Annotated in this window: 17 protein-coding genes and 5 pseudogenes; 14 read left to right on the top strand and 8 right to left on the bottom strand. The window is 69.0% G+C overall.

Features of this window, described 5'->3' with window-relative positions; translation table 11 throughout:
- Positions 1-118: 118 nt before the first annotated feature.
- Positions 119-685 carry a helix-turn-helix domain-containing protein gene (locus AB0J76_RS42570; RefSeq protein WP_352328251.1) on the bottom strand — a complete coding sequence of 189 codons (567 nt, stop codon included), beginning with the start codon at positions 683-685 and terminating at the stop codon, positions 119-121.
- A 95-nt stretch (positions 686-780) separates the two neighbouring features.
- Between AB0J76_RS42570 and AB0J76_RS42565 the strand changes: the two genes are divergently transcribed.
- From AB0J76_RS42565 to AB0J76_RS42550, 4 genes are all read left to right on the top strand, one after another.
- Positions 781-1,704 carry an NmrA family NAD(P)-binding protein gene (locus AB0J76_RS42565; RefSeq protein ID WP_352328252.1) on the top strand — a complete coding sequence of 308 codons (924 nt, stop codon included), beginning with the start codon at positions 781-783 and terminating at the stop codon, positions 1,702-1,704.
- Between the two features lie 284 nt (positions 1,705-1,988).
- The gene (locus AB0J76_RS42560) at positions 1,989-2,414 is read left to right on the top strand and encodes a hypothetical protein (RefSeq protein ID WP_352328253.1); all 426 of its coding nucleotides are present in this window, start codon (positions 1,989-1,991) and stop codon (positions 2,412-2,414) included.
- Between the two features lie 333 nt (positions 2,415-2,747).
- Entirely contained in the window at positions 2,748-4,745 is a 1,998-nt protein-coding gene (locus AB0J76_RS42555) for a hypothetical protein (RefSeq protein ID WP_364393135.1), read from the top strand.
- 417 nt (positions 4,746-5,162) lie between these two features.
- Entirely contained in the window at positions 5,163-6,212 is a 1,050-nt protein-coding gene (locus AB0J76_RS42550; protein WP_352328255.1) for a VCBS repeat-containing protein, read from the top strand.
- Positions 6,213-6,338: 126 nt separating this feature from the next.
- Here AB0J76_RS42550 and AB0J76_RS42545 read toward each other — a convergent pair.
- Positions 6,339-7,109, bottom strand: a pseudogene (locus tag AB0J76_RS42545) (IS701 family transposase); the annotation flags it as partial.
- 148 nt (positions 7,110-7,257) lie between these two features.
- Here AB0J76_RS42545 and AB0J76_RS42540 point away from each other — a divergent pair.
- Positions 7,258-7,584, top strand: a pseudogene (locus AB0J76_RS42540) (transposase); the annotation flags it as partial.
- 9 nt (positions 7,585-7,593) lie between these two features.
- Here AB0J76_RS42540 and AB0J76_RS42535 read toward each other — a convergent pair.
- On the bottom strand, positions 7,594-8,382 hold the full coding sequence (locus AB0J76_RS42535; RefSeq protein WP_352328256.1) for a transposase: 789 nt from the start codon (positions 8,380-8,382) through the stop codon (positions 7,594-7,596).
- Positions 8,383-8,426: 44 nt separating this feature from the next.
- Between AB0J76_RS42535 and AB0J76_RS42530 the strand changes: the two are divergent.
- Positions 8,427-8,642, top strand: a pseudogene (locus AB0J76_RS42530) (transposase); the annotation flags it as partial.
- A 136-nt stretch (positions 8,643-8,778) separates the two neighbouring features.
- On the opposite strand, the gene AB0J76_RS42525 reads toward AB0J76_RS42530, so the two are convergent.
- Positions 8,779-10,022, bottom strand: a protein-coding gene (locus tag AB0J76_RS42525; RefSeq protein ID WP_364393130.1) for an IS3 family transposase whose coding sequence is annotated in 2 segments (ribosomal slippage) — positions 8,779-9,740 and positions 9,740-10,022 — 1,245 coding nt in all. Because the reading frame shifts where the segments join, the coding sequence is not laid out codon by codon here.
- A gap of 339 nt (positions 10,023-10,361) precedes the next feature.
- Here AB0J76_RS42525 and AB0J76_RS42520 point away from each other — a divergent pair.
- A pseudogene (locus AB0J76_RS42520) lies at positions 10,362-10,463 on the top strand (SDR family oxidoreductase); the annotation flags it as partial.
- A 24-nt stretch (positions 10,464-10,487) separates the two neighbouring features.
- Here AB0J76_RS42520 and AB0J76_RS42515 read toward each other — a convergent pair.
- Positions 10,488-11,180, bottom strand: a complete 693-nt coding sequence (locus AB0J76_RS42515; RefSeq protein WP_352330842.1) for a response regulator transcription factor — start codon at positions 11,178-11,180, stop codon at positions 10,488-10,490.
- A complete protein-coding gene (locus AB0J76_RS42510; protein WP_364393127.1) occupies positions 11,177-12,358 on the bottom strand; it encodes a sensor histidine kinase in 1,182 nt (393 codons plus the stop codon). The genes AB0J76_RS42515 and AB0J76_RS42510 overlap by 4 nt, the downstream gene beginning before the upstream one ends.
- Before the next feature lie 269 nt (positions 12,359-12,627).
- Between AB0J76_RS42510 and AB0J76_RS42505 the strand changes: the two genes are divergently transcribed.
- The 4 genes from AB0J76_RS42505 to AB0J76_RS42490 all read left to right on the top strand — a co-directional run bounded on the left by AB0J76_RS42505 (position 12,628) and on the right by AB0J76_RS42490 (position 17,918).
- Positions 12,628-13,770 (top strand): serine hydrolase domain-containing protein, encoded by a 1,143-nt coding sequence (locus AB0J76_RS42505; protein ID WP_352326119.1) that lies wholly within the window; start codon positions 12,628-12,630, stop codon positions 13,768-13,770.
- The gene (locus AB0J76_RS42500) at positions 13,767-15,989 is read left to right on the top strand and encodes an MMPL family transporter (RefSeq protein ID WP_352326118.1); all 2,223 of its coding nucleotides are present in this window, start codon (positions 13,767-13,769) and stop codon (positions 15,987-15,989) included. The genes AB0J76_RS42505 and AB0J76_RS42500 overlap by 4 nt, the downstream gene beginning before the upstream one ends.
- Before the next feature lie 262 nt (positions 15,990-16,251).
- Positions 16,252-17,199: a prolyl aminopeptidase gene (gene pip, locus AB0J76_RS42495; protein ID WP_364393122.1), complete on the top strand. Its 948-nt coding sequence runs from the start codon at positions 16,252-16,254 to the stop codon at positions 17,197-17,199.
- A gap of 461 nt (positions 17,200-17,660) precedes the next feature.
- A complete protein-coding gene (locus AB0J76_RS42490) occupies positions 17,661-17,918 on the top strand; it encodes a recombinase family protein (RefSeq protein ID WP_352330930.1) in 258 nt (85 codons plus the stop codon).
- 16 nt (positions 17,919-17,934) lie between these two features.
- On the opposite strand, the pseudogene AB0J76_RS42485 reads toward AB0J76_RS42490, so the two are convergent.
- Positions 17,935-18,420: pseudogene (locus AB0J76_RS42485) on the bottom strand (50S ribosomal protein L11 methyltransferase); the annotation flags it as partial.
- Positions 18,332-18,715 (bottom strand): MerR family transcriptional regulator, encoded by a 384-nt coding sequence (locus AB0J76_RS42480; protein ID WP_352330929.1) that lies wholly within the window; start codon positions 18,713-18,715, stop codon positions 18,332-18,334. The gene AB0J76_RS42480 and the pseudogene AB0J76_RS42485, both read right to left, overlap by 89 nt.
- Positions 18,716-18,764: 49 nt before the next feature.
- On the opposite strand from AB0J76_RS42480, the gene AB0J76_RS42475 reads away from it, so the two are divergent.
- From AB0J76_RS42475 to AB0J76_RS42465, 3 genes are read left to right on the top strand one after another with little or no spacing between them, the layout of a single operon-like run.
- Positions 18,765-19,976 carry an MFS transporter gene (locus AB0J76_RS42475; RefSeq protein WP_364393117.1) on the top strand — a complete coding sequence of 404 codons (1,212 nt, stop codon included), beginning with the start codon at positions 18,765-18,767 and terminating at the stop codon, positions 19,974-19,976.
- Positions 19,960-20,721, top strand: a complete 762-nt coding sequence (locus AB0J76_RS42470) for a class I SAM-dependent methyltransferase (RefSeq protein WP_352329516.1) — start codon at positions 19,960-19,962, stop codon at positions 20,719-20,721. The genes AB0J76_RS42475 and AB0J76_RS42470 overlap by 17 nt, the downstream gene beginning before the upstream one ends.
- Complete coding sequence (locus tag AB0J76_RS42465; RefSeq protein WP_352329514.1) at positions 20,718-21,134, top strand: hypothetical protein; 417 nt, start codon at positions 20,718-20,720, stop codon at positions 21,132-21,134. The genes AB0J76_RS42470 and AB0J76_RS42465 overlap by 4 nt, the downstream gene beginning before the upstream one ends.
- Positions 21,135-21,223: the final 89 nt, after the last annotated feature.

Here is a 21,223-nt window from a genome sequence, read left to right as displayed (position 1 = left end):
CCACCTGTCGGCGGACGGCCGATGCCGGACGCTGTCGCTGGTCCTGACGCCGGGCCAGTACGGCGACAGCCCGCAGTTGGAGCGGGTGCTGCGGGGGACGGTCTTTCGAGCAGGCTTCTCAGCCCTGCGGGCTCAGCCCCGCCACGGCCAGCCGGAACAGCCGGTCCGCGCGGGCCGCCGGGTCAGGGTGGTGCTCCGTCGCCAGGACGACACCGACGATCAGCGCGATCAGGTCGGCGACGGTGACGCCTTCCGCCACCGCCCCGTCCTGTACGGCGCGCTGCAGCAGGGGGTTCCCCGCCTCCGCCATCATCGCCGAGCAGGTGTTCTCGTGTACGGGGTCGGTCTCGGCCCCGTCGTAGGCCAGTGCCGCTGCCAGCCCTCGGGCCGCGACGCAGTAGGCGACGACGTCACTGAGCCATTGCAGGAGCGCGTCACGGCTGTCGCCCTTGCCTGTCAGCTCGCGGGCACGGGCGGCCAGGGCCTCGATGCGTTGATGGGAGACCGCCTCCAGCAGCGCCCGGCGGGTCGGGAAGTGGCGGCGCACGGTGGCCGAGCCGACCCCCGCGACGCGCGCGATCTGTTCCAGGGAGGCGCCGGCTCCGTGTGCGGCGACCTCCTCCTCGGCCACGGCGAGGATGCGCGCATAGTTGCGCCGGGCGTCTGCGCGCTGGCGGTCGGGCATGGGCGTCATCTCCAGGGTTGCTAAATGGCGGGGGCCGCCATATCTTATCGCACAGAAAACGGCGACCCCCGCCGTTTATAGCTCCGAGGAGCACAATGACTGCACATCCCGCACCCGTCCTGGTCACCGGCGCCACCGGCAGGCAGGGCGGCGCCACCGCCCGAGCCCTGCTCGCCGCAGGCGTACCCGTACGCGCCCTGGTGCGTCACCCCGACACCCAGCGAGCCAAGGCCGTCGAGGCGCTGGGCGCCGATCTGGTCACCGGTGATCTCCACGATCGCGATTCGGTGGTGCGGGCCGCCACGGGTGTCCGCGCCGTCTTCTCCGTTCAGATGCCCGCCCTGACCGCCGAAGGTTTCGATTTCGACGGAGAGGTGGCCCAGGCCGTCAACCTCATCGAGGGCGCGCAGGCTGCGGGAGTGCCGCAGTTCGTGCACACCTCCACCAGTGGCGCCGGTCAGCACACCGAGGCTCCCGGCTGGATCGCAGGCCGCTGGGGCTCCTTGGACGCCAGCCTGGGAGCCAAGAGCACGATCCAGGACCGGGTCCGTGCGGCCGGCTTCTCCCGCTGGACGATCCTCAAACCGGGTTTCTTCATGGAGAACTTCCTGCCGTCCATGGCTTTCCTGTTCCCGCGGGGTGTGGAAGGCGGTTTGGTGAGCGTCGTGAAGCCGGACACCCGGCTCTCCCTCGCCGCGGTGGACGACATCGGCAGGGCAGCCGCCGCAGCCATCGCCGAGCCGGAGCGGTTCCACGGGGTCGAGCTGGAGCTGGCGAGTGACCATCTGTCCATGACGGAGGTCGCCGAGGTTCTCTCCCGCGCGCTGGGCACACACCTGCCCGCGCCGGACATGACCGAGGAACAGGCACTCGCCGCCGGAATGCCGGCGATGGGCGCCTCACACGAGTGGATGAACATAGCCGGGCAGCCGGCCCGCCCGCAGTACGCCAGGGACCTCGGCCTTCCGCTCACCAGCTTCGAGGAATGGGCTCAGCAGCACCTGCGGCCCGCGGCTTGACACAGAGGGGACGGCCGACTGCTCGGCGTCACCCCGGAGCTGGTCCTCATCCCTGCCCCGACCATCGTCTTGCTGATCTCAGCCGTCAAGATGGCCCGCCACGCCTGACCGTGCGCACCTGCTTGCCTTACGTCCCTGACACTCCACAAATGCAGCTGACCAGCTATTTCGCTCGTCAATCCGAGATCACCGTCGAAGACGGGGCAGTCGAGGGTCACCGAGGCGGAGTCACGCCTTCTCGCTGAAGTGCTGCGACGGGAGACGGCCCGCTCAAAGTAGATCGGATGGGCGCTACGCCACGCCAAGAGCGGAGCTGGTCAGCCGCCGAGGACGAGCTGCGCCGGGCCGGCACCGAGCGCGACCTCCAGCGCGAGCGCGCCGCGGCCGCCGAGCAGCAGGCCCAGGCCGCCGAGGCCGGACGCGAGCGCGCTGGCGAGCAAGGGCGAGAACTGCGCGACCGGCTGGCCGTCGCCCAGGCCGCCGCCGGGCTGGTGCTGCCCGACCTGGCCGACCTCAGCGGCGACCCCGGCGACGGCGTGCGCGGGGTGCGGTTGCCCGAGGCCGGCCTCGCCGTCGCCCGGCAGCCGGACGGCGCCGTGGTGCTGCACCACCAGGGCCGGCAGATCCGGCTGAGCGACGGCCGACACGCTGCCGCGCACGGCCGCGCCTTGGCCGCCGCGCTGCTGGCCCTTGCCTCGCCACGATCCTGAGCGCCCTGCGCCCCGTCCCCATCTGCTGTTCGACGCCGGCGACGGATGGCCGCGCTCTCCGATCGTCGAGGAGGCTGAGTGCAGAGATCAGCGGTACGCCTGTCGCCGCGCTCCGGGCGGGAGAGGAGGGTTTACCGTCTGCGCAGCGTGCCGCGAGCGGGAGGAGGGCAGGCCCACCGTCGGGACATCGGCCCGCGGAGGTGACCGCACCCCGTTGGCCGGTTGCGGACAATTCCCGTCTCCGCCTACCCGAGGGGTGTAATCAACCCCTTGCGGTAAGTAACGTCAATGCCGGTCCGGTCCGCGCGGGACCGGCCGTGATGGAGGTAGCACATGCCATATCCCACGCGCGCGGAGCGACTGGACCGCGTCCGGGCCACCCTGCAGGGCCGCCCGGCCACCGAACGCCTCGCCCGCCGGGCAACGCCGCCCCCGGCCGTCTTCTTGCTTGTCGGGGTGATGCTGCGCGGTGCCGCGCGCCTGGAGGCCGGGCTGGAACTGACCGAGCTCGAACAAGAACTCGTCGACATGCTCCGGACACTGGCGGACGACGACGAGGAGGTCCGCGCGTTCGGCCGCACCTTCACCGAGGAGAACGCTGCCGCCACCCGCCAGACACTATCCGCCACCGTGGCCGATCGCCCCCTCACCGAGGGCTACACACAAGACGACCTGGCCAAGGACATCGCCGCCCTGGGCGAGGAACTCCGCGCCCTGCCCAACGTGAAATTCGTGAACATCGATGCCCTCGCCGAGGACGAGCCCCTCGACAGCGAGGACTTCCTCCAGGCCATGGCCGACTACGGCTACGGCGTCACCGTCGTCGGCAGCTCCCGCTCTGACGCCGCGACCCCGGTCTCGCCCCCGCCGATAGACCTGAGACTGGACCTGCAACGGTTCGAATGCCGGCGCAGTACCGGAGACACGGTGTTCGGCCCTCAAGACGAGATCTACTGGGCCTACGCCTCAGCCAACGAGACCGCCAGGAACAAGTGGAACAAGACGCGGGAGTACGGCGACGTCCAGACCGGTTCGGTGCGCGTGTTCGATGCGGGCACCACTCTGTTCAACGGCCGGGTCGGCAACAGCCTGCCCATCCACATCCAGTGCTGGGAAGCCGACGACAGCCCCTCCTCCTGGCACAGCAAGCTCGTCGAGGACCTGAAGAAGATCGGTGACAAGCTGCAGCAGATCGCCTACCAGTTCAAGGACAATCCCGCCTGGTACTGGGAGGGGGGCGGATCGGACATCGGGGATTACCTCACTGTCATCACCGCGCTCGTCCAGGCGCTGATCGAGTGGTTCCGCAACGACGACGACCTGGTGCAGAGTCGCACCATCGTCTTCAGCCGGCCCGCGCTTGCCGCGCTGGCCAACCGCCCGGGCGCCATCGACCACTGGGGCTTCAACGGCATCGGCCGTTTCGATCTCCACATCCGCCTTACCCTGCCTGACGAGGAACGGCTGCGCCTGACCACTTCCTCCAACGCCGGCACCTGGAGCCAGGGCGCGCTGCTGCCCAGCGCCACCGCTCGCACGGGCGCCGCGCTGGCTGTCTTCGACGACAAGCTGTACTGCGCGCACACCAGCGGCGACTTCCAGCAAATGTGGTGGTGCCACTACGACGGCACCAACTGGAGCGGCGACACCCTCTTCCCCGGCCCCCTCAGCAACGCCACGCCCGCACTGGCCGCCTACGACAACAAGCTGTACTGCGTCCACCGTGGCAGTAACGACAACGAGCAGCTGTACTGGTCGACCTTCGACGGCACCAGCTGGAGCGCCGCCACGCCCATCGGCGGCCACGCCAGCCCCTCCGCGCCGGCGCTGGCGGTTCTCGGGAACACCCTGTACTGCGTCTACCGTGGCCAGGGCAACGGCCACCTGCATACGGTGTACTACAACGGCAACGGCTGGTACCACGGCAACGCCTGGGACCAGAAGAGCGCGGACGGTCCGGCACTCGCCGTGTTCCAGAACAAGCTGTACTGCGTCTTCCGCGGCCCGGACTCCGACGAAAGACTCTACTGGGCGCGCCGGAACATCATGGGCGGCGGCAGCTGGAGCAGTTCCGTCCCATTGGGCACCCACAACAGTGCCGTCTCACCCTCCCTGACGGTCTTCAACGACGGCACCGGGACCAAGCTGTATGTCGTCCACCGCGGCAGTTACACCAATCGCAACACCAAGCTCTACTGGTCGAGCTTCAACGGCACCAGCTGGAGCACCGACACCCCCCTCAGTCCCGCTGCCACCTCCGTCGAACGCCCTGCCGCCGCGGCGTACGACGGCAAACTCCACGTCGTCCACCGCGGCGGCGGCCTGCTGTAACCATCACCGCCGCGGCCCCGCCGAGCGCGCGGCCCCGCCCCTTGGGCGCCGCCTGGGGGCCCTTTGTCCAGCCACATGGTGGCGCATTGGCCGGACAAAGGCCCCTCTACCGCTCAATTCTGTACGCAGCCTCAAAGGCCCTCCTGGCCGGGGAACCCGAAATCGAACGGGCAACGTCACAGGTCATAGGCGTCACTGCCCCTTTCTCTCGTACTTGGTCTGCCCCCCAACTTCCCCGGCTCAGGCATCCGTCACGACGGCCAACCCGTGCGGCCAGGGCTTTGTCCTGCGCAGCAGCGTTCCGGTCAATCAGCGATGGGATTGGAACAAGAAGAACAGCCGGACCTTCGTGGCTCCGGTTGCCACGATCAACGCCTACGCCCACCCCGCAGAAGGGCATGAAGTGCGCCTTTCTGTGTGATCGGCCTGTTCTCCGGCTACGTCGAAGTCGGCGAGCACCCGCTCGCCCGGAGCCGCCGCCGCGACTGTGAGCAGCCCCTGCCGCTCGACACCTGGAACGGCGAATGCGATCCTCGGCGCAGACCCGTCGCTCCAGCACAGAAAGAGGAACACGTGCTGCGATCAGCTCAACGCCCATCGAAAACCCGTCGTGCCGCAACGATCCTCCTCGCGACAGTCGTCGCGCTGGCGTCCACCACGCCCGCGCACGCGACCGCGACTCCCACCATCTCCCTGAGAGGCGTGACGGACTGGGACGGCGACGGCCACCAAGACCTCATCGCCATCGACAGCAGCACCGGCTACTTATGGCTCTATCCGGGCGAGAGCAGGCGCGGCTACAGCTTTCAGCCACGGGTGAGAATCGGCAACGGCTGGAACGATTTCTATGTCCGCGGCATGACGGACTGGGACGCCGACGGCCACCAGGACATCCTCGCCATCCAGCGCAGCACCGGCCTGCTGTGGCTCTACCCGGGCGAGAGCAAGCGCGGCTACAGCAGCCAGCAACCCGTGGTGATCGGCAACGGCTGGGGCGGCTACCACATCCGCGGGCTGGCCGACTGGGACGGCGACGGCCACCAGGACATCCTGGCGCAGTACGAGGGCAACGGCCTGTGGCTCTATCCCGGCGAGAGCAAACGCGGCTACAGCAACCAGCCAAGGGTGGGAGTCGTCATGGCCGGCGTCCTCCGCTACATCCGATGGGTGGCCGACTGGGACGGCGACGGCCACCAGGACGTCATCGGCAACGGCACCGGAAACGATCTGCTGATCCTCTACCCCGGTGAAAGTATCCGGGGTTTCAGCAGCCAACCCCGGGTCCAGATCGGCAACGGCTGGCAGCGGTATGTCGTCGCGAGCGTCGCCGACTGGGACGCCGACGGCCACCAGGACATCATCGCCATCAACTACGACACCTGGGACCTGTGGCTCTACCCCGGCGAGAGCAAACGCGGCTACAGCAGCCAGCAACCGGTGAAGATCGGCAATGGCTGGATCGGCTAGTAGTGCTTTGTTAGGTTTGCTTATGCCTGCTGCGGCGTGACGGTTTCAGCCTTCGATGGCAGGTAGGGCATGCGCCGGTCCAGGTCGCGCGCAGCAGTTGTAACTCGCGGATGACCTTGTAGAGGGTCAGACCGGCGCAGCCGCTTTTGGGTCGAGTCGCAGCATGGTGATGAACAGGTGTGCGGCGGTGACGAGGGTGACGTGGCGGTGCCAGCCGGTCCAGGATCGGCCTTCGAAGTGGTCCAATCCCAGGCCGGTCTTCAGCTCGCGGTAGTCGTGCTCGATCCGCCAGCGGATCTTGCCGTAGCGGATCAAGTCGGCTGGTTCGGTATCGGCAGGCAGGCTGGACAGCCAGTACTTGACCGGCTGGTCCTCGTGGTCGGGCCACTGCGCGATCAGCCACCCCTCAGGCAGAGTGCCATCCGCCTCTCGGGCGATGCGGTGCCCGGCCGGGCGCACCCGCAGGAAGACGAACTGCGAGCTCATGGCGCCCTTGGAGCCTTCGCGCCAGGTGAGCGTGACCGCGGCGTCGCGGCCGGCGGCCCGGACGTGTCCGGCCAAGCTGACGGCGGTGCCGGGGTAACGCAGGCCGGTCCGGGTGGGAGGCCGGCCTCGGCCGGACCAGACCCGGGGCACTGCGACCACGTCTGGGGCGTGCGCGAGGGCGTCGCCTTTGACCTGCACGATGTAGCCGATCCCGCGCTCGTCCAGGGCGCCGCGGAACTGAGTGCTGTCGCCGTAACCGGCATCGGCCACGACCAGCGGAGGCCGCAGCCCTTGCTCGATCAGCGCATCGAGCATCTCCACCGCCATCATCCACTTGGGACGATGCCGCTCCCGTCCGGGGATCCCGCACCGGTCTCGTCGCGCGGCCACCCGTGGATCGGTGGGTTGCGTCCACGGGAGTGGTGTACGAGTTTGACCTGTTCAAGAGGCGTGGCGCCGTGAAATGGTGACGGCCATCGCGTGATCCTTCGTAGGCGCAAACCAAGATCGAAGAAAGCACGTGATGGCCGCGGACAACAGTGTGACGCCCGGGCAGTGACTGGCGCGGCAGATCGAGACCGACGACCCGGATCTGTTGCGATCCATGGTGAAGACCATGGCCGAAGCGTTGATGTCGGCTGAGGCCGCCAGCCTGTGGGGAGCCGGTTATGGCGAGCGCAGCAGCGAACGGACTAACTCTCGCAACGGCTACCGCAGCCGCGAGTGGGACACCCGCACCGGAACGATCGAGCTGGCGATCCCGAAACTCCGGTCGGGCTCGTACTACCCGGACTGGCTGCTGGAGCGGCGCCGGCGGGCCGAGCAAGCGCTGATCAGCGTGGTCGCCACCAGCTACCTGCTCGGCGTCTCCACCCGGCGGGTCAATGCCGTTGCCTTAGGGCGGTTTGCCAGCGAGAGTGACGGTCGGTAGTGGAGTCGATGGAGAGGAAGAGCGTGAGCCGGGTCTGAGGCGGGCGAAGCGGGCGCTGACGCGTTTGAGTCTGCGCGGGCAGTGCCGATGGCGTCTGTCCTCGACGGGGTGGGAACGCAATTCGGTGACTGTCCGGTGAAGTGCTCGGCGTTGCCAACGGGGAGATAGCGGCCGGCCGAGGTTACGTCGGACGGCTTGTTGAGCCCTGCGGAATGAGATTTCGTCGGGGTCGATGGGCGGGGTCGCCTGGGCTGCGTGGTAGATCAGCGTCTGGGTGAGGTGGTGCACAATCAGCTGGGCCCAGATCTCTTGGCGGATGCCGTCCGGATAGTGGGAGCGTAAGACGGTGCCCGTGCCGCGCTGCTGTGTCTTCAGTTCGGCGTAGGCGACTTCGGCCTCCCAGCGTTGGTGATAGAGGACGGCCAGTTCGCTGGCTGGAGCCAGGGCGGGGTCGAGTAATGAGGTGGCCAGTCGGTAGAGTTCCCGCCCTTCGCCGAGGTGGTATTCGATGACGCGGACGGTGACCTGGGCGGGTATGTCGCGGTTGGCTCGTCGGCGTTGCTTGGCTCGGTTCGAGCCGATGCGCACGGTGGCGAGGTAGCTGCCGTCGGGCAGGTCACCGACGCGATGGCGGGCCACCTGACGTCTCCGCTCATACCGCCCGCACTTGGCGATGGCCGCATCTATCAGCTCCGGCGGGCACCATCGCGTGAGAACGCTCAATCCCACCTCTGGACAGCCTTCTTCACCCATAGTGATGGAGCTACTCCACTATGCATGCAAACGCAACGGCATTGACCCGGCGGGTCGACAAGCTGGTCGAGCAGCTCGGCATCAAGCACATCTCCAAAAGCCAGGTCTCGCAGATGGCCAAGGTGCTGGATGAGCAGGTCGAGGCGTTCCGGACGCGGGTGCTGGACGTCGGCCCGTACACATTCGTGTGGCTGGATGCGCTGACACAGAAGGTGTGCGAGGGCGGCCGCACGATCAACGTGCACAGCCTGGTCGCCACCGCCGACGTGTCCCGATAGGGGCCTTGCCGCTACAAGGCACCGTCACAGTTCTGACCGTCACGCCGGCCCGACGACGGCCATCCCCTCACAGGTCGTTCAAGGAGCCAGATGAATCGCCCCGAATTTGATGGAGACCTCAGCGGTTGATTGCGATGGGTTCGTTGGGGTGGTGTTGAGCGTAGTAGAGACCTTCGAACTCCTCTGGTGGTAGGTGACCGATCGCTGAGTGCAGGCGGGTGGCGTTGAACCAGGCGACCCATTCGGCGGTGGCAAGCTCGACGTCGGCCAGGCTGCGCCAGGGGCCTCGGGGCTTGATCAACTCGGTCTTGTAGAGGCCGATCTGCGATTCCATCAGGGCGTTGTCGAGCGCGTCGCCGACGGTGCCGATGGAGGCGTCGATCCCGGCCGCCAGCAGGCGCGTGGTGTACCGGAAAGACGTGTACTGACTTCCCGCGTCCGAGTGATGGATCAAGCCCTGCTCGACCGGATGGCCGGCGCGTTTGCGCCGCCACAGGGCCATGTCCAGGGCATCCAGTACGAGGGTGGTGTGCTTGGTGAGTGAGGCGGCCCAGCCGACGATCGCCCGGGAGTAAATGTCGACGACGAAGGCCACGTAGACCACCCCGCACCAAGCGGAAACGTGGGTGAAGTCGGCGACCCAGGCGGCGTTCGGCCGCTGGGCGGTGAAGTCGCGCTGCAGCCGGTCGCCGGCCCGCTCATGCCCGGGGTCGGGTGTCGTGGTTCGCACCTTCTTCCCGCGACGGGCGCCTTGCAGGCCCAGGACGCGCATGCGCCGCTCGACGGTGCAGCGGCCCACCCGATGCCCCTCCCGTTGCAGCTGGTGCCATATCTTGCGGGCACCATAGACGCCGTAGTTATCAGCGTGGATGCGAGCGATGTGCTCGTCCAACTCGGCGTCCCGCACCGCCCGGGCCGAGGGCGGTCGGTTCTTGGCGGCGTAGTAGGTGCTGGTGGAGATGGGGCAGCCGTGCTCGGTCAGGACACGGCAGATCGGCTCGACACCGAACGCCTCGGCGTGCTGGTCGATGAAGGTCACGAGTGCGTGTGTGGCCGGTCGAGCTCGGCCGCGAAGAAAGCCGAGGCGGCCCTCAGGATCTCGTTCGCCCGCCGCAGTTCGGCGTTCTCCCGGCGCAGCCGCTTCAGTTCGGCCGACTCGTCCGTCGTGCGGCCTGGCCGGCTGCCCTCGTCGGTCTGGGCCTGGCGGACCCAAGTGCGCAATGTCTCCACAGTGCCGATGCCGAGCTTGGTCGCGACCGCGTTGATGGGGGCCCACTCGGTCGGGTAATCCGGCCGTACTTCGGCGACCATCCGCACCGCTCGACGGCGCAGCTCGGCGGGATAGGGAGACTTACCTGGCATGGACTCGATCCTCTCAAGAGATCAAGTCTCCACCGAACCCGGGACGATTCAGGCGGCGTTGTTCCGCTTTTGGCTGGCCGTTCTTGCGGCTGCGCCGTGTTCTGGCTCCGGCCCTGGATCTTGCGCGATCTTCACGAGCCGAGCCCGGCGGCACGGGCCTGCGTGGACATCCGCGCCTGGATGGACCAGTGGAACGAGGCCCCCAAGCCGGCTCGCGTGGACCAAGACAGCCGAGGAGATCCTCGAATCCCTCGCTCAATATTGCCGACGAATTTCAGGTGGATGACACTAGCCCCAGCTCAGGGCGGTATCCGACGGTAATCCCGCCAGTGCGGGACCCCGGAGGACCTCGCGGGCGCCGCCGTCTTCCTGGCCTCGGCGGAGTCGGTCTGGGTGACGGGCGGTGACCTGGTCGTGGACGGTGGCGACGCGGTGGTGTGAGAGCATCCGCATCGGCAGGCCGCGCTATCCGGTAGGCGGGTTCCCGGTTACCTGGCGGGCGGTGACCAGGCCTGATTCGTAGGCCGCGATGACCGCCTGGGCGCGGTCGCGCACGGAGAGCTTGTCGAAGATGCTGGTGATGTAGTTCTTGACGGTAGAGAGGCTGAGGCCGAGGGCGCGGGAGATCTCGGTGTTGTCGAGGCCCGTGGCCATCAGCCGCCATACCTCGACCTCGCGGGGCGTGAGTTCGTCCAGGCCCGTGGGTGTCGGCCGGGTGCCGTGAGGCGCCCGTACGTAGGTGGAGATCAGCCGGGTGAGCAGGCGTGGCGCGACGGCGGCCTCGCCGGCGTGGACGGTGCGGATCGCCGCGCTCAGGTCCTCAGGTGAGCTGTCCTTGGGCAGGAACCCGTAGGCTCCGGCGCGCAGGGCGCCCACGAGGTAGTCGTCCATGTCGAAGGTGCTGAGGGCCAGGACCCGGCTGCCGGGCACGGTGGAGGCGAGTTCCCTGGTCGCGCCGACCCCGTCGAGGACGGGCATCCTGATGTCCATCACCACGACGTCGGGGCGTAGTTGGCGGGCAAGGGTGACGGCCTGCGCGCCGTTCTCGGCCTCTCCCACGACCTCGAAGGAGGGGTCGGGGGAAAGGATCAGTGACAGGCCGCGCCGTACCAGCGACTGATCGTCCACGATCAGCACCCTGATCGGCGACGCGGTCATCGATGGGCCCCTTCGTGCTGGACGGCCTCGTCCGCGGTCAGCGGCAGGTCGGCGACCACGGCGAACCCGCCGTCGGCCTGGGGGCCCGCGGTGAGGGTGCCGCCGTGCAGGGCGACGCGTTCGCGCATGCCGATCAGGCCGTATCCGCCGGCGCGCGCCCCCTCCTGCGGCGAGCCGTCCCCACCGTCGTCGCGCACTTCGACGACGACTCGATCCTGACGGTAGGTCAGCTCCACGGACGCGTGGGCGGCCCCCGCGTGCTTGCGGGTGTTGGTGAGGGCCTCCTGAGTGATCCTGAACACCGTGAGAGCGACGGTCGGCGGCAACGGTCGCCGCTGCCCTTGGACGCTGAACTCGGTCGGCACTCCGGCGGAGCGGGATTCGGTCACCAGACGGTCGAGGTCGTCGATGCCGGGCTGGGGCCGGGACGGCGCGACCGCGGGTTCGTCGCCGTCCCGCAGTACGTCCAGGAGCTGGCGCATCTCGCGCAACGCGAGCCGCCCGGAGGACTCCAGGGTGAACAGGGCTTCCTTGACCACCTCCGGTTCCGCGAGGTTGGCCCGCGCGCCGCCGGCCATCAGCTGCATGGTGGTGATGTGGTGGGCCACGATGTCGTGCAACTCCCGTGCGATGCGGCGGCGTTCGTCGGCCACCGCACGGTCGGCGAGGAGCCTGCGGTTGGCGTCCACCTCCCGCTGCCAGCGGTTCATCGCCATGGCGGCGCCGACGACGATCAGGGTGGTGAGCGGCGGGGTGATCGCGTCCTGCCAAGGCGGAATGCGGCCGTCGCTCTGGCTCAGCAGCGTCACCGCCACCGTGACGACGGCCGCGAGCGCCGTCACGCGGCCGGGGCAGGCCCTGGCCGCCGAGTACAGGGCGACCACCAGAACGGCGCCGAAGTGCCGGGGCAGCGGCACGGTCAGGGTGGCCGTCGCGTCGAGTGCCAGGACGGCGGCGAGCACCGCCACCGGGTGGCGGCGCCGGGCCAGCAGCGGCAGTGCCGTCACCGCGACGAAGAGGAACCCGGTCACGCTCACGGTGTGCGGGCCGTCGGAGGCGTTGAAGAACACGTAACTGAGCAGGTTCATCACGCAGGCGCCGCCGGTCACGAGGGCGTCGTTACGGCTCCACGGCAGTTCCCGAGCATCGCCGGACCCGACGTACCGGCTCCTGGACATGTCTGACTTCCCCCTGTATCAGGCCTCTTGGCCCCCGGACCAGGGTTGCACAGCGGCTGCGATGCTCTCACCACGCGGACCTGGACCAGGACCACGGTCCTGGTCGCGGCCTTGGAGAGGGCCCCAGGGCCCCGGTCAGGATCATCCGCTGCCAGGAGGTTTGCCGCTCTTCTGACTGATGGTCTGGATACCGGCCGGGAACCCCCGGCACCAGGTGCATCTGCCAGGAGGCAAGAATGAGTGTTGGCCGGCGTCGATTTTCTGCGGTCATGGTGACAGCGGCCGTGGCCGTGTCGGCCGGTGTGCTGGTGATGAGCCCGGCGCACGCGTCTTCCCCCGGTTACGACCGGGCGGCCCTGCAAGCGGACCTGGACGCGATCCGCGACGCCGGCACGCTGGGCGTGCAGGCTCGGGTGCGCTCGCCCCGCGCCGATCTGGCCGCGTCCAGCGGTACGGCGGTGCTGGGCCGTCAGGTGCCGGTCCCGAGCGCCGGGCATTTCCGGATGGGCAGCAACACCAAGACCTTCGTCGCCGCCGTGATTCTGCAGCTTGAGGCGGAGGGGCGGCTCTCCGTCGGCGACAGCGTCGAGCGGTGGCTTCCCGGGCTGGTGCGTGGCAACGGCAACGACGGACGCGCGATCACCGTCAAGCACCTGCTCCAGCACACCAGCGGCCTGCACGACTCCGTGGGCGACATCGAGAAGAAGATGCACACGCAGCGGGGTTACCGCACCTACCGATTCCTGCGCATGAGTCCGCGGCGGCTTGTGGCGCTCAGCGTCGGCCATCGACCGCTGTTCGCCCCCGGCTCCCGCTGGAGCTATTCCAACATCAACTACACCTTGGCCGGGATGATCATCGAGAAGGCCGCCGGCAACTCCTGGCGCGAGGAGGTGACACGCCGGATCATCAAGCCGCTGAAGCTGCGGAACACGACCCTGCCCGGCGACTCCCCGCTCCTGCCCAAGCCGCACGCGCAGTCCTACACCGAGGACGCCGGAACCGCGCGCCCGTTCCGCTCCACCTTGCTCAGCCTCGGCTGGGCCGGCCCGGCGGGCGAGGCCGTCACCACCACAGAAGACCTGGCCAGGTTCTGGCGTGCACTGCTGGGCGGGCAGGTGCTGTCGCGGCAACAGCTGAAGAAGATGATGACCACGGTCCCCGTCGGCGTGCCCGGCAGGGAGTTCGGTCTGGGTATGGCCAAGCAGCGACTGAGCTGCGGAGTCACGGCCTGGACGCACCCCGGCGGCACCCCGGGTTTCATCACCGACAACGCCGTCACCCAGGACGGCCGTACCAGCGTGGTCGTCTCCCGGACCACCTATCCCGGCACGCGGGAGCAGGGCCAGGCCACGGCCCGTCTGATCGACAACGCACTCTGCGCCGCCGCAGTCCGCCGGAGCACGTCGTGATCCGCGCCCTGACCGGATACTCCACCAGACACCCATGGAAGGTCATCGCCCTCTGGGCGGTGCTGGGCGTCGCGTTGAGCGCCCTGACCCCGACCCTGTTCGACCGGGTCACCCAGAACCAGACCGGGGACTTCCTGCCCCGCAGCTACGACTCGGCCGCCGCCCTGAACATCGCCAAGGAGCGGTTCGGGGTGAATCCCGACGCGACCACGGTGACGGTGCTGGTCGCCCGCTCCGACGGCAAGGCCCTCAGCGCCGCCGACCAGAAGCGGATCGAGGCCGAGGCGGCGAAGCTGGCCAAGCGCCGGGTGATCATGCCAAGGGAGGACGACGGTCCGCAGCAGTACCTGGTCCCCGACCGCTCCCAGACCCCCACGATCGCCCCGGCGATGACGGCGCCCGACCGCGGTTTCGAGCTGCTCTCCGTCGAGCTGATCGGCAATCGTGCGGACAAGGGCGTCCAGGGTGTCTACCGGACGTTCAGGGACGCCGCCCGGACGCAGTTCTCAGAAGCGGGCATGCGTACCGGTTTCACCGGACCTCTCGCCGACGCCGTCGACACCGTCGATTCCCGCAAGACCGCCACGACGGTCGGCGGCGGGCTCATCATGGGGCTCATCATCCTCCTCAACGTGCTGGTGTTCCGTAGCGTCCTGGCGGCCCTGCTGCCGCTGCTCGCGGTCGCCCTGATCGGCTTCGTGGCCGCGGGCGCCGTCGCGGGCGCCGCGATGATCACCGGGCTCAAGCTCGACGCGAGCACCCCCGGACTGATCAACGTGGTCCTGTTCGGCATCGGCATCGACTACCTGTTGTTCCTGCTGTTCCGCTTCCGCGAGGCACTGCGGGCCAGGCCCGAGCAGTCAGCGCGCGAGGTGGCCGGGCAGGTCTCCGGCCGGGTGGGCACCGCGATCACCTCGGCGGCGCTGACCATCGTGGCCGCCTTCGCCACGCTGGGACTGGCGACCTTCGGGCAGTTCCGCTCGATGGGCCCGGCGATCGCCGTCGCGATCCTGGTGATGCTGCTCGGCAGCCTCACCCTGCTGCCGGCGCTGCTCGCGGCCACCGGCCGCAAGATGTTCTGGCCCTCCAGGACGGCCTTGCAGCGCGGGACGCGCGAGGGCCGTGCCGCCCGCCTGGGTGAGCTGGTCACGCGACGCCCGCTGATGATGCTGACCGCCTCTGTCGCCCTACTCGCCGCCCTGGCCACCGGGCTGATCGGCATCCGCATGGACTACGGCCAGGGCAGCCCCGGCACCCGGACCCCCGCCGCAGCCACCGCGGCCGAGATCTCCCGTACGCTCCCGGCCGGCGTGTCGGACCCGACGAGCGTCTTTGTCACCTCCAAGGACGACGCCGCCCTCACCGCAGACCGGCTGGACGGTCTGTCGCGAGCGCTCACCCAGGTCAAGGGTGTGGGCCAGGTCGCGAAGACCGTCCTGAACAAGGACCACCGCGCCGCCAGGATCGACCTCTATCCGACCGCGGACCCGCAGAGCCGGCAGGCCCGCGACCTGGCCTCCGGACCGATCAGGGCCGCGGTCGCCCAGCACACGCCCGCCGGGACGACGGCACACGTGGGCGGGACCCCGGCGATCATCGCCGACATCTCGACGGCCGTCGAGCACGACCTCACGATCGTGTTCCCGGCCGCGGCCGCGCTGATCGCGCTGATCCTCCTGCTGCTCCTGCGCAGCCTGCTCGCGCCGGTGATCCTGATGCTCTCCGTCGGGCTCGGCTTCGCCGCCACCCTCGGCGCCGCCACCCTGTTGTTCCAGCACATACTCGGCAAGCCGGGCGTCAGCTTCACCCTCCCGCTCGTGTTGTTCCTGTTCGTCGTCGCCCTGGGCACCGACTACAACATCCTGATCACCGACCGGATCCGGGAGAAGATGCGGCGACCAGGTCCGGCCCGCGCCGCCGTGGCCCGTGCCGTACGGCACACGACACCGGCCATCACGACGGCCGGCGTGGTGCTAGCCGCTTCTTTCGCCAGCCTTGCCACATCCTCGGGCAACGAACAGATCGCCTTCGCGATGACGCTGGGCATTATGGTTTCCGCGCTTGTGGTGTCGCTGGTGCTGGTCCCCGCACTCGCCGCACTGCTCGGTCGGGCCGTCTGGTGGCCGGTCCGCCCTCGACCTACCACGAACCCGCAGGACCGTGCGCCCGAACCCGCCCTGGCACCCGACCGGGCCCCAGCCTCTTGGGGCTCGCCATAGCCGCCGCCCCTGATGGCATGGAAGGGGTACGGCCGGAGTACGCCAGAAGCACACCGCTTGGTGCAGGTATCTCGCCTGGTGTCAGCAGCCGTGTCGTCGTGCTCGGAGGTGATGCGGGCAGGGGTCTCCCGCCGAGACTGTTCCGGGGTTGAGGAACCGGCGGACAGCCGTTGGCGCTGAGAAGGATCTTGATTGCAGTGGCAGCGCAAGCGCGTGCAAGTGGAGCCGCTGACTCGGGCGCCGGCGCTTGTATCTTGGGGCGATGTATCCCCCGATCGAACCCTACGACCACGGGCACCTCGACACCGGCGACGGCCACCTCGTCTACTGGGAGGTCTGCGGCAACCCCGAGGGCAAGCCCGCGCTCGTCGTCCATGGCGGCCCCGGCGGGGGCTGCACGCCCAATCAACGCCGCGGCTTCGATCCCGAGCGTTACCGCATCATCTTGTTCGATCAGCGCAACTGCGGCCGGAGCCTGCCGCACGCCAGCGACCCGGCCGTCGATCTGAGCACGAACACCACCCAGCACCTGGTCGCGGACATGGAACGGCTGCGCGAGCACCTCGGTGTCGACCGATGGCTGCTTTATGGCGGGTCGTGGGGATCCACGCTGATGCTTGCCTACGCCCAAGCCCACCCGGCGCGGGTGTCGGAGATGGTCATCTGCGGCGTCACTATGACCCGCCGCTCTGAGATCGACTGGCTCTACCGCGGTGTGGGCCGCTTCTTTCCCGAGCCGTGGCAGCGCTTCCGCGAGGGCGTCCCCGAGGCAGAACGCGACGGTGATCTGCTGGCCGCCTACGCGCGGCTGATGTCCGACCCCGACCCCGCCGTACGCGCCAAGGCCACTCACGACTGGACTGCCTGGGAGGACGCGGTGATCTCCCTGGAGGTCAACGGCAAACCTAACGCCTACAGCGACCAGCCAGAGCCCGATCTGCTGGCCTTCACCCGCATCTGCGCCCACTATTTCTCCAACGCCGCCTGGCTGGAGGAAGGCATCTTGCTGCGCAATGCACACAAGCTGGCCGGCATCCCCGGCGTGCTCATCCACGGACGCTTCGACCTGGGTTGCCCGCTGGAGAACGCCTGGCAACTGGCCCAGGCCTGGCCCGACGCCCGGCTCGTCGTGGTGGACGACTCGGGGCATACCGGCAGCAGCACCATGGCCAAGGCCGTTCCCGCCGCCTTGGATGGCTTCGCGCGCTGAGTCAGGCCTGGATCGCTGGTCAGCAACAGGTTGAGGAACCGGCGGACAGCAGTTACCCCTGAGAATCACCATGGCGGGTAGTCGTCTCGATGTTTCATAGGCGACCGCCTATGAAACGTCGCGTGCGACTGGGCGTGTCCAGAGGAAACGCTGTTTCATAGGTCGGTGCAAACACCTAGGCCCTCTGAAACGCTCCCATGACACACCTCCGAGGTGAGCGAAGACGACTACCTCCGCGTGGAGGCCCACGCCTGCCCGATGACCTCCTGTGCCGCCCCGGCCGGCTCGCCCTGCCGGACCGGCAAGGGCAAGGTGGCCGTCCAGTACCACACCGCCCGCTTCCGGCTCGTGCCCGCACTCGCCAAGGCCCTCACCGTGGCCACCCCACCGGTCCGCAAGCCGGGCACGGCCTGGATCGAACTGCCCGCCCGGCCACGGCCGGCACCGAGCCGGCCGGGCACGTGCGGATCGGCTACGCCCGCGCCTCCACCGTTCGCCAGTCCCTGGACACCCAACTCGACTCCCTCAAGGCCGCCAGCGTCACCCGCGTCTTCTTCGAGAAGATCTCCACCCGCGCCACTGCCCGGCCCGAACTCGACAAGGCCGTCGTCCTAGCGGGCGCGGCGGGTGTGGGTGCCAATGAGCTGGGGTTCGGTCCAGTTCGGGTCTCGCAATGCGGTTGGATCGAGGACGGCTGCCGCGGTGGTGCGGACCCGTAGTGGGACGTTGCGGCGGATTGACGGCGAGAAGATCTGCGCTCATCGGGGCAAGGAGACGCCAGTCGGCCTCCCAAAGGGTGAGTCGCTTGCGAGCCTCGTGACCGAGGAACGGGATGACGTTGCGGGCGGTGTCGGCAAGCGCGGCCCCGTCATAGTCCTGAGCGATCACGTGCCGGGCTCCAGCGGTCAAGGCGGCCAGAGTGATCAGGCCAGCTCCGCACCCCGCGTCCAATACGACCTGGTCTCGGGTGTCGTCCAAGGTGGAGGCGAGAAAGGCGGAGAAAGTCGACGGCCGGTGCACCCCCGGGCTGGCTTCCAGCTTGCGCCCCACGCTGCCCCATGCCGAGCAGTTCGCCGAGGTCCTCAACCGGACGCTCGCCGGACGGCCGGCCTCGACGGGGCCTGGTGGATCGTCAGGAGGCGGGGCCGGCCGACGAGGAGACGGTGAGGGGCGCGGCGGCGATGACGGCGTCGAGTAGGTCACGCGAGGCTTGCAACTCATCGATGGCGCGGGTGATGCGTTCACGCTGGTGTTGCAGCTCGTCGATGATCTCCGGGCAGACGGGCACCAGGTTCCCGGCCTTGACCCGTATGCAAGGCAGCACCTGCCCGATGGTCTCGGTGTTGAGCCCGGCCGACAGCAGACGGCGAATGCGCAGGACGGTGTCGACATCCGATTCCTGATAGTAGCGGTAACCGCTGGCCGCTCGTTCCGGCCACAGGAGGCCCTGCTTCTCGTAGTAACGCAGCAGCCGCTCATGAACCCCGGTACGACACGACAGCTCCCCGATACGCACGACGCCTCCATTTGACTCTGACATGGATGTCAGAGTCTAACCTCCCCGCATGAGGCGAACGTTTCCGGTGCTTGCCGCTCTGTGCGTGAGCGTCTTCGTCGTCGGCACCGCTGAGTTCCTGGCCGCCGGCCTGCTGCCGCAGATCGGGTCCGATCTGGGGGTCTCGGTCGCCGTGGCTGGGCAGGTGGTGACCGCCTACGCGCTCGGCACCGTGGTCGCCGGGCCGCTGGTGGCGATCGCCACCATGCGACTGCCGCGCAAAGGGCTCATGCTCGCCCTGATGGCGGTCTTCGTCGTGGGCAGCGTGGTGAGCGCCTTGGCGCCGAACTATCCGGTGTTGCTGGCCGGGCGGGTCGTCTCGTCGATCGGCCATGCCACGTTCTTCGCGTTGACGCTGATCGCGGCCACCAGCGTGGCCGGTCCCGGACGGGCCGGCTCCGCGATCGCCGCCGTGACCTCCGGACTGACCGTGGCCAACCTGCTCGGGGTACCGCTCGGTTCGGCGCTCGGCCAGAACCTGGGCTGGCGCTTCCCCTTCGCCGTGCTGGCCGCGCTGGCACTGGCATGCCTGGCACTGCTCGCGTTCACGCTGCCGCGCGTCCCGGCGCAGCTCACGAGCGTCGCCGCAGAGCTCTCGGTGCTGGCCCGGCGGCCGGTGCTGGTGGCCATCGCCACCACGGCCGTCGGCTTCGCCGGGGTCGGCGCGGTGTTCACGTACATGGCGCCGATACTGGTCCAGGTGAGCGGGTTCACCCCGTCCGTGGTCTCCTGGCTGCTGCTGGCCTACGGAGTGGGAAGCCTGCTGGGCAACCTCGTCGCCGGACGGCTCGCCGACCGGTCCGTGGGGGCGACGCTGCGCGGCATCTTCGCCTCCCTGACCGCGCTGCTCGCCGTGCTGCCGCTGGCCGTCGTGCACAAACCCATGGCGGCCGCCGCGGTGCTCGGGCTCGGGCTGCTGGCCACCGCCACCGTCGCTCCGTTGCAGACCCTGATCGTGCAACGCGCGGGCGCTGCCCCGACCCTGGCGGTCACGATCAACGTGGCCGCGTTCATGCTCGCCCACGCGGTGGGCTCGATGATCGGCGCCGGCGTCGTGACCGCCGCCGGACTGCGCTGGACGGGCCTGGCCGGAGCCGTGCTCAGCGCTGCCGGGTTGCTGCTGTCCTACCTGGCCGTGCCCGGGCGCGCCTCCGCCACGAGGCCACCGGAGCGCCCGGTCGCATCCACAACAGTGAGGAAGACCCATGACCTTGGCCGCTGACCACTACGACCGGCTGCTCGCCCGGCACTACACCTGGATGCTCGGCGGCGACCTGGCCGCCCTGGCCGCCGAGCAAGCCGACCTCCTGCGCAGCCTCGGCGTCGCTCCGACAGCCTCCGGCGCCACCGCCGTCGACCTCGGCTGCGGTCCGGGCAACCAGAGCCTGGCCCTGGCCCGGCTGGGCTTCTCTCCCGTGCTGGCCGTCGACACGAGCAAGGCATTGCTCGACGAGCTGGCCGCCGCAGCAGATGGAGACCCCGCGATCCGCCCCGTCCAGGCCGACATCCGCACCGCGCTTCCTCTGATCACCCAGCCCGGCGACGTGGACGTCATCGTCTGCATGGGCGACACGCTGACCCATCTGACAAGCAAGGACGACGTGATCGCCCTGCTCGGCGACATCGCCGTAGCCCTCGCCGAGGGAGGGAGGCTGGTGATCACCTACCGCGACCTCACCCTGCCCCTGACCGGCACCGACCGGTTCATCCTCGTCCGCGGCACCGCCGATCGACTGCTCACCTGCTTCCTGGACTATGGCGGCGACACCGTCCTCGTCCACGACGTGCTGTACACCCGTACCGGGGACACCTGGAACCAGCAGGCCAGCAGCTACCCCAAGCTCCGCCTCGGCGCCGACTGGCTCGCCGCCCAATGCGCGGCGGCCGGACTTGCGGTGCGGCGCGACGAGACCGGTCCGCGCGGCATGCGTCTGCTGATCGCGGTGAAGGCCGGAGCGGAGAGGTGACCGTCCACTTCGCCGGCCCGCTCGACCGGGCCAGAGCCGGCGATCTGCTCGTCCCCGCCGTGCTCGGCGGAGTCCTCACCGAGCAGATCGTGCCCGAGCTGCGCTGTGCCACCATCGCCGGACCCGCCAACAACCAGCTCGCCACCCCGGACGTCGCCGACCTCCTGCACCGACGCGGCATCGTGTGGGTGCCGGACTACGTCGTCAACGCGGGCGGCGTCGTCAACGCGATCAGCATGGAACTGCACCACGGCACCGCCCTGGAGGCGCGCAAGCGCGTCGAGACCATCGAGAACACCGTCGCCGACCTCCTCCACGCGGCGGACTGTCAGCAGGTGACACCCGCCCAGGCGGCATCGCGGCTGGCCCGGCGCCGCCTCGACACCATTCCCTCGGCCTCCGCTTCTCTGTGACGGGAAAGGAAGATCGACCACGCCCATGGCCACGAAACTCGTGACGACCTCAAGCCGCCGCCGGCGGTGAACGCGGCCGCGGCGATCGG

Origin of the sequence: Nonomuraea sp. NPDC049624, assembly GCF_040675255.1 — a bacterium.
In the GTDB taxonomy this organism is placed as follows: domain Bacteria; phylum Actinomycetota; class Actinomycetes; order Streptosporangiales; family Streptosporangiaceae; genus Nonomuraea.
This window is presented reverse-complemented; position numbering and strand designations above follow the sequence as displayed.

What these genes read in the sequence shown, in the direction of transcription:
- AB0J76_RS42570 (WP_352328251.1), bottom strand. Translation starts at nt 685, where the DNA reads ATGCCCGACCGCCAGCGCGCAGACGCCCGGCGCAACTATGCGCGCATC.
- AB0J76_RS42565 (WP_352328252.1), top strand. Translation starts at nt 781, where the DNA reads ATGACTGCACATCCCGCACCCGTCCTGGTCACCGGCGCCACCGGCAGG.
- AB0J76_RS42560 (WP_352328253.1), top strand. Translation starts at nt 1,989, where the DNA reads ATGGGCGCTACGCCACGCCAAGAGCGGAGCTGGTCAGCCGCCGAGGAC.
- AB0J76_RS42555 (WP_364393135.1), top strand. Translation starts at nt 2,748, where the DNA reads ATGCCATATCCCACGCGCGCGGAGCGACTGGACCGCGTCCGGGCCACC.
- AB0J76_RS42535 (WP_352328256.1), bottom strand. Translation starts at nt 8,382, where the DNA reads ATGGGTGAAGAAGGCTGTCCAGAGGTGGGATTGAGCGTTCTCACGCGA.
- AB0J76_RS42515 (WP_352330842.1), bottom strand. Translation starts at nt 11,180, where the DNA reads ATGACCGCGTCGCCGATCAGGGTGCTGATCGTGGACGATCAGTCGCTG.
- AB0J76_RS42510 (WP_364393127.1), bottom strand. Translation starts at nt 12,358, where the DNA reads ATGTCCAGGAGCCGGTACGTCGGGTCCGGCGATGCTCGGGAACTGCCG.
- AB0J76_RS42505 (WP_352326119.1), top strand. Translation starts at nt 12,628, where the DNA reads ATGGTGACAGCGGCCGTGGCCGTGTCGGCCGGTGTGCTGGTGATGAGC.
- pip (WP_364393122.1), top strand. Translation starts at nt 16,252, where the DNA reads ATGTATCCCCCGATCGAACCCTACGACCACGGGCACCTCGACACCGGC.
- AB0J76_RS42475 (WP_364393117.1), top strand. Translation starts at nt 18,765, where the DNA reads ATGAGGCGAACGTTTCCGGTGCTTGCCGCTCTGTGCGTGAGCGTCTTC.
- AB0J76_RS42470 (WP_352329516.1), top strand. Translation starts at nt 19,960, where the DNA reads ATGACCTTGGCCGCTGACCACTACGACCGGCTGCTCGCCCGGCACTAC.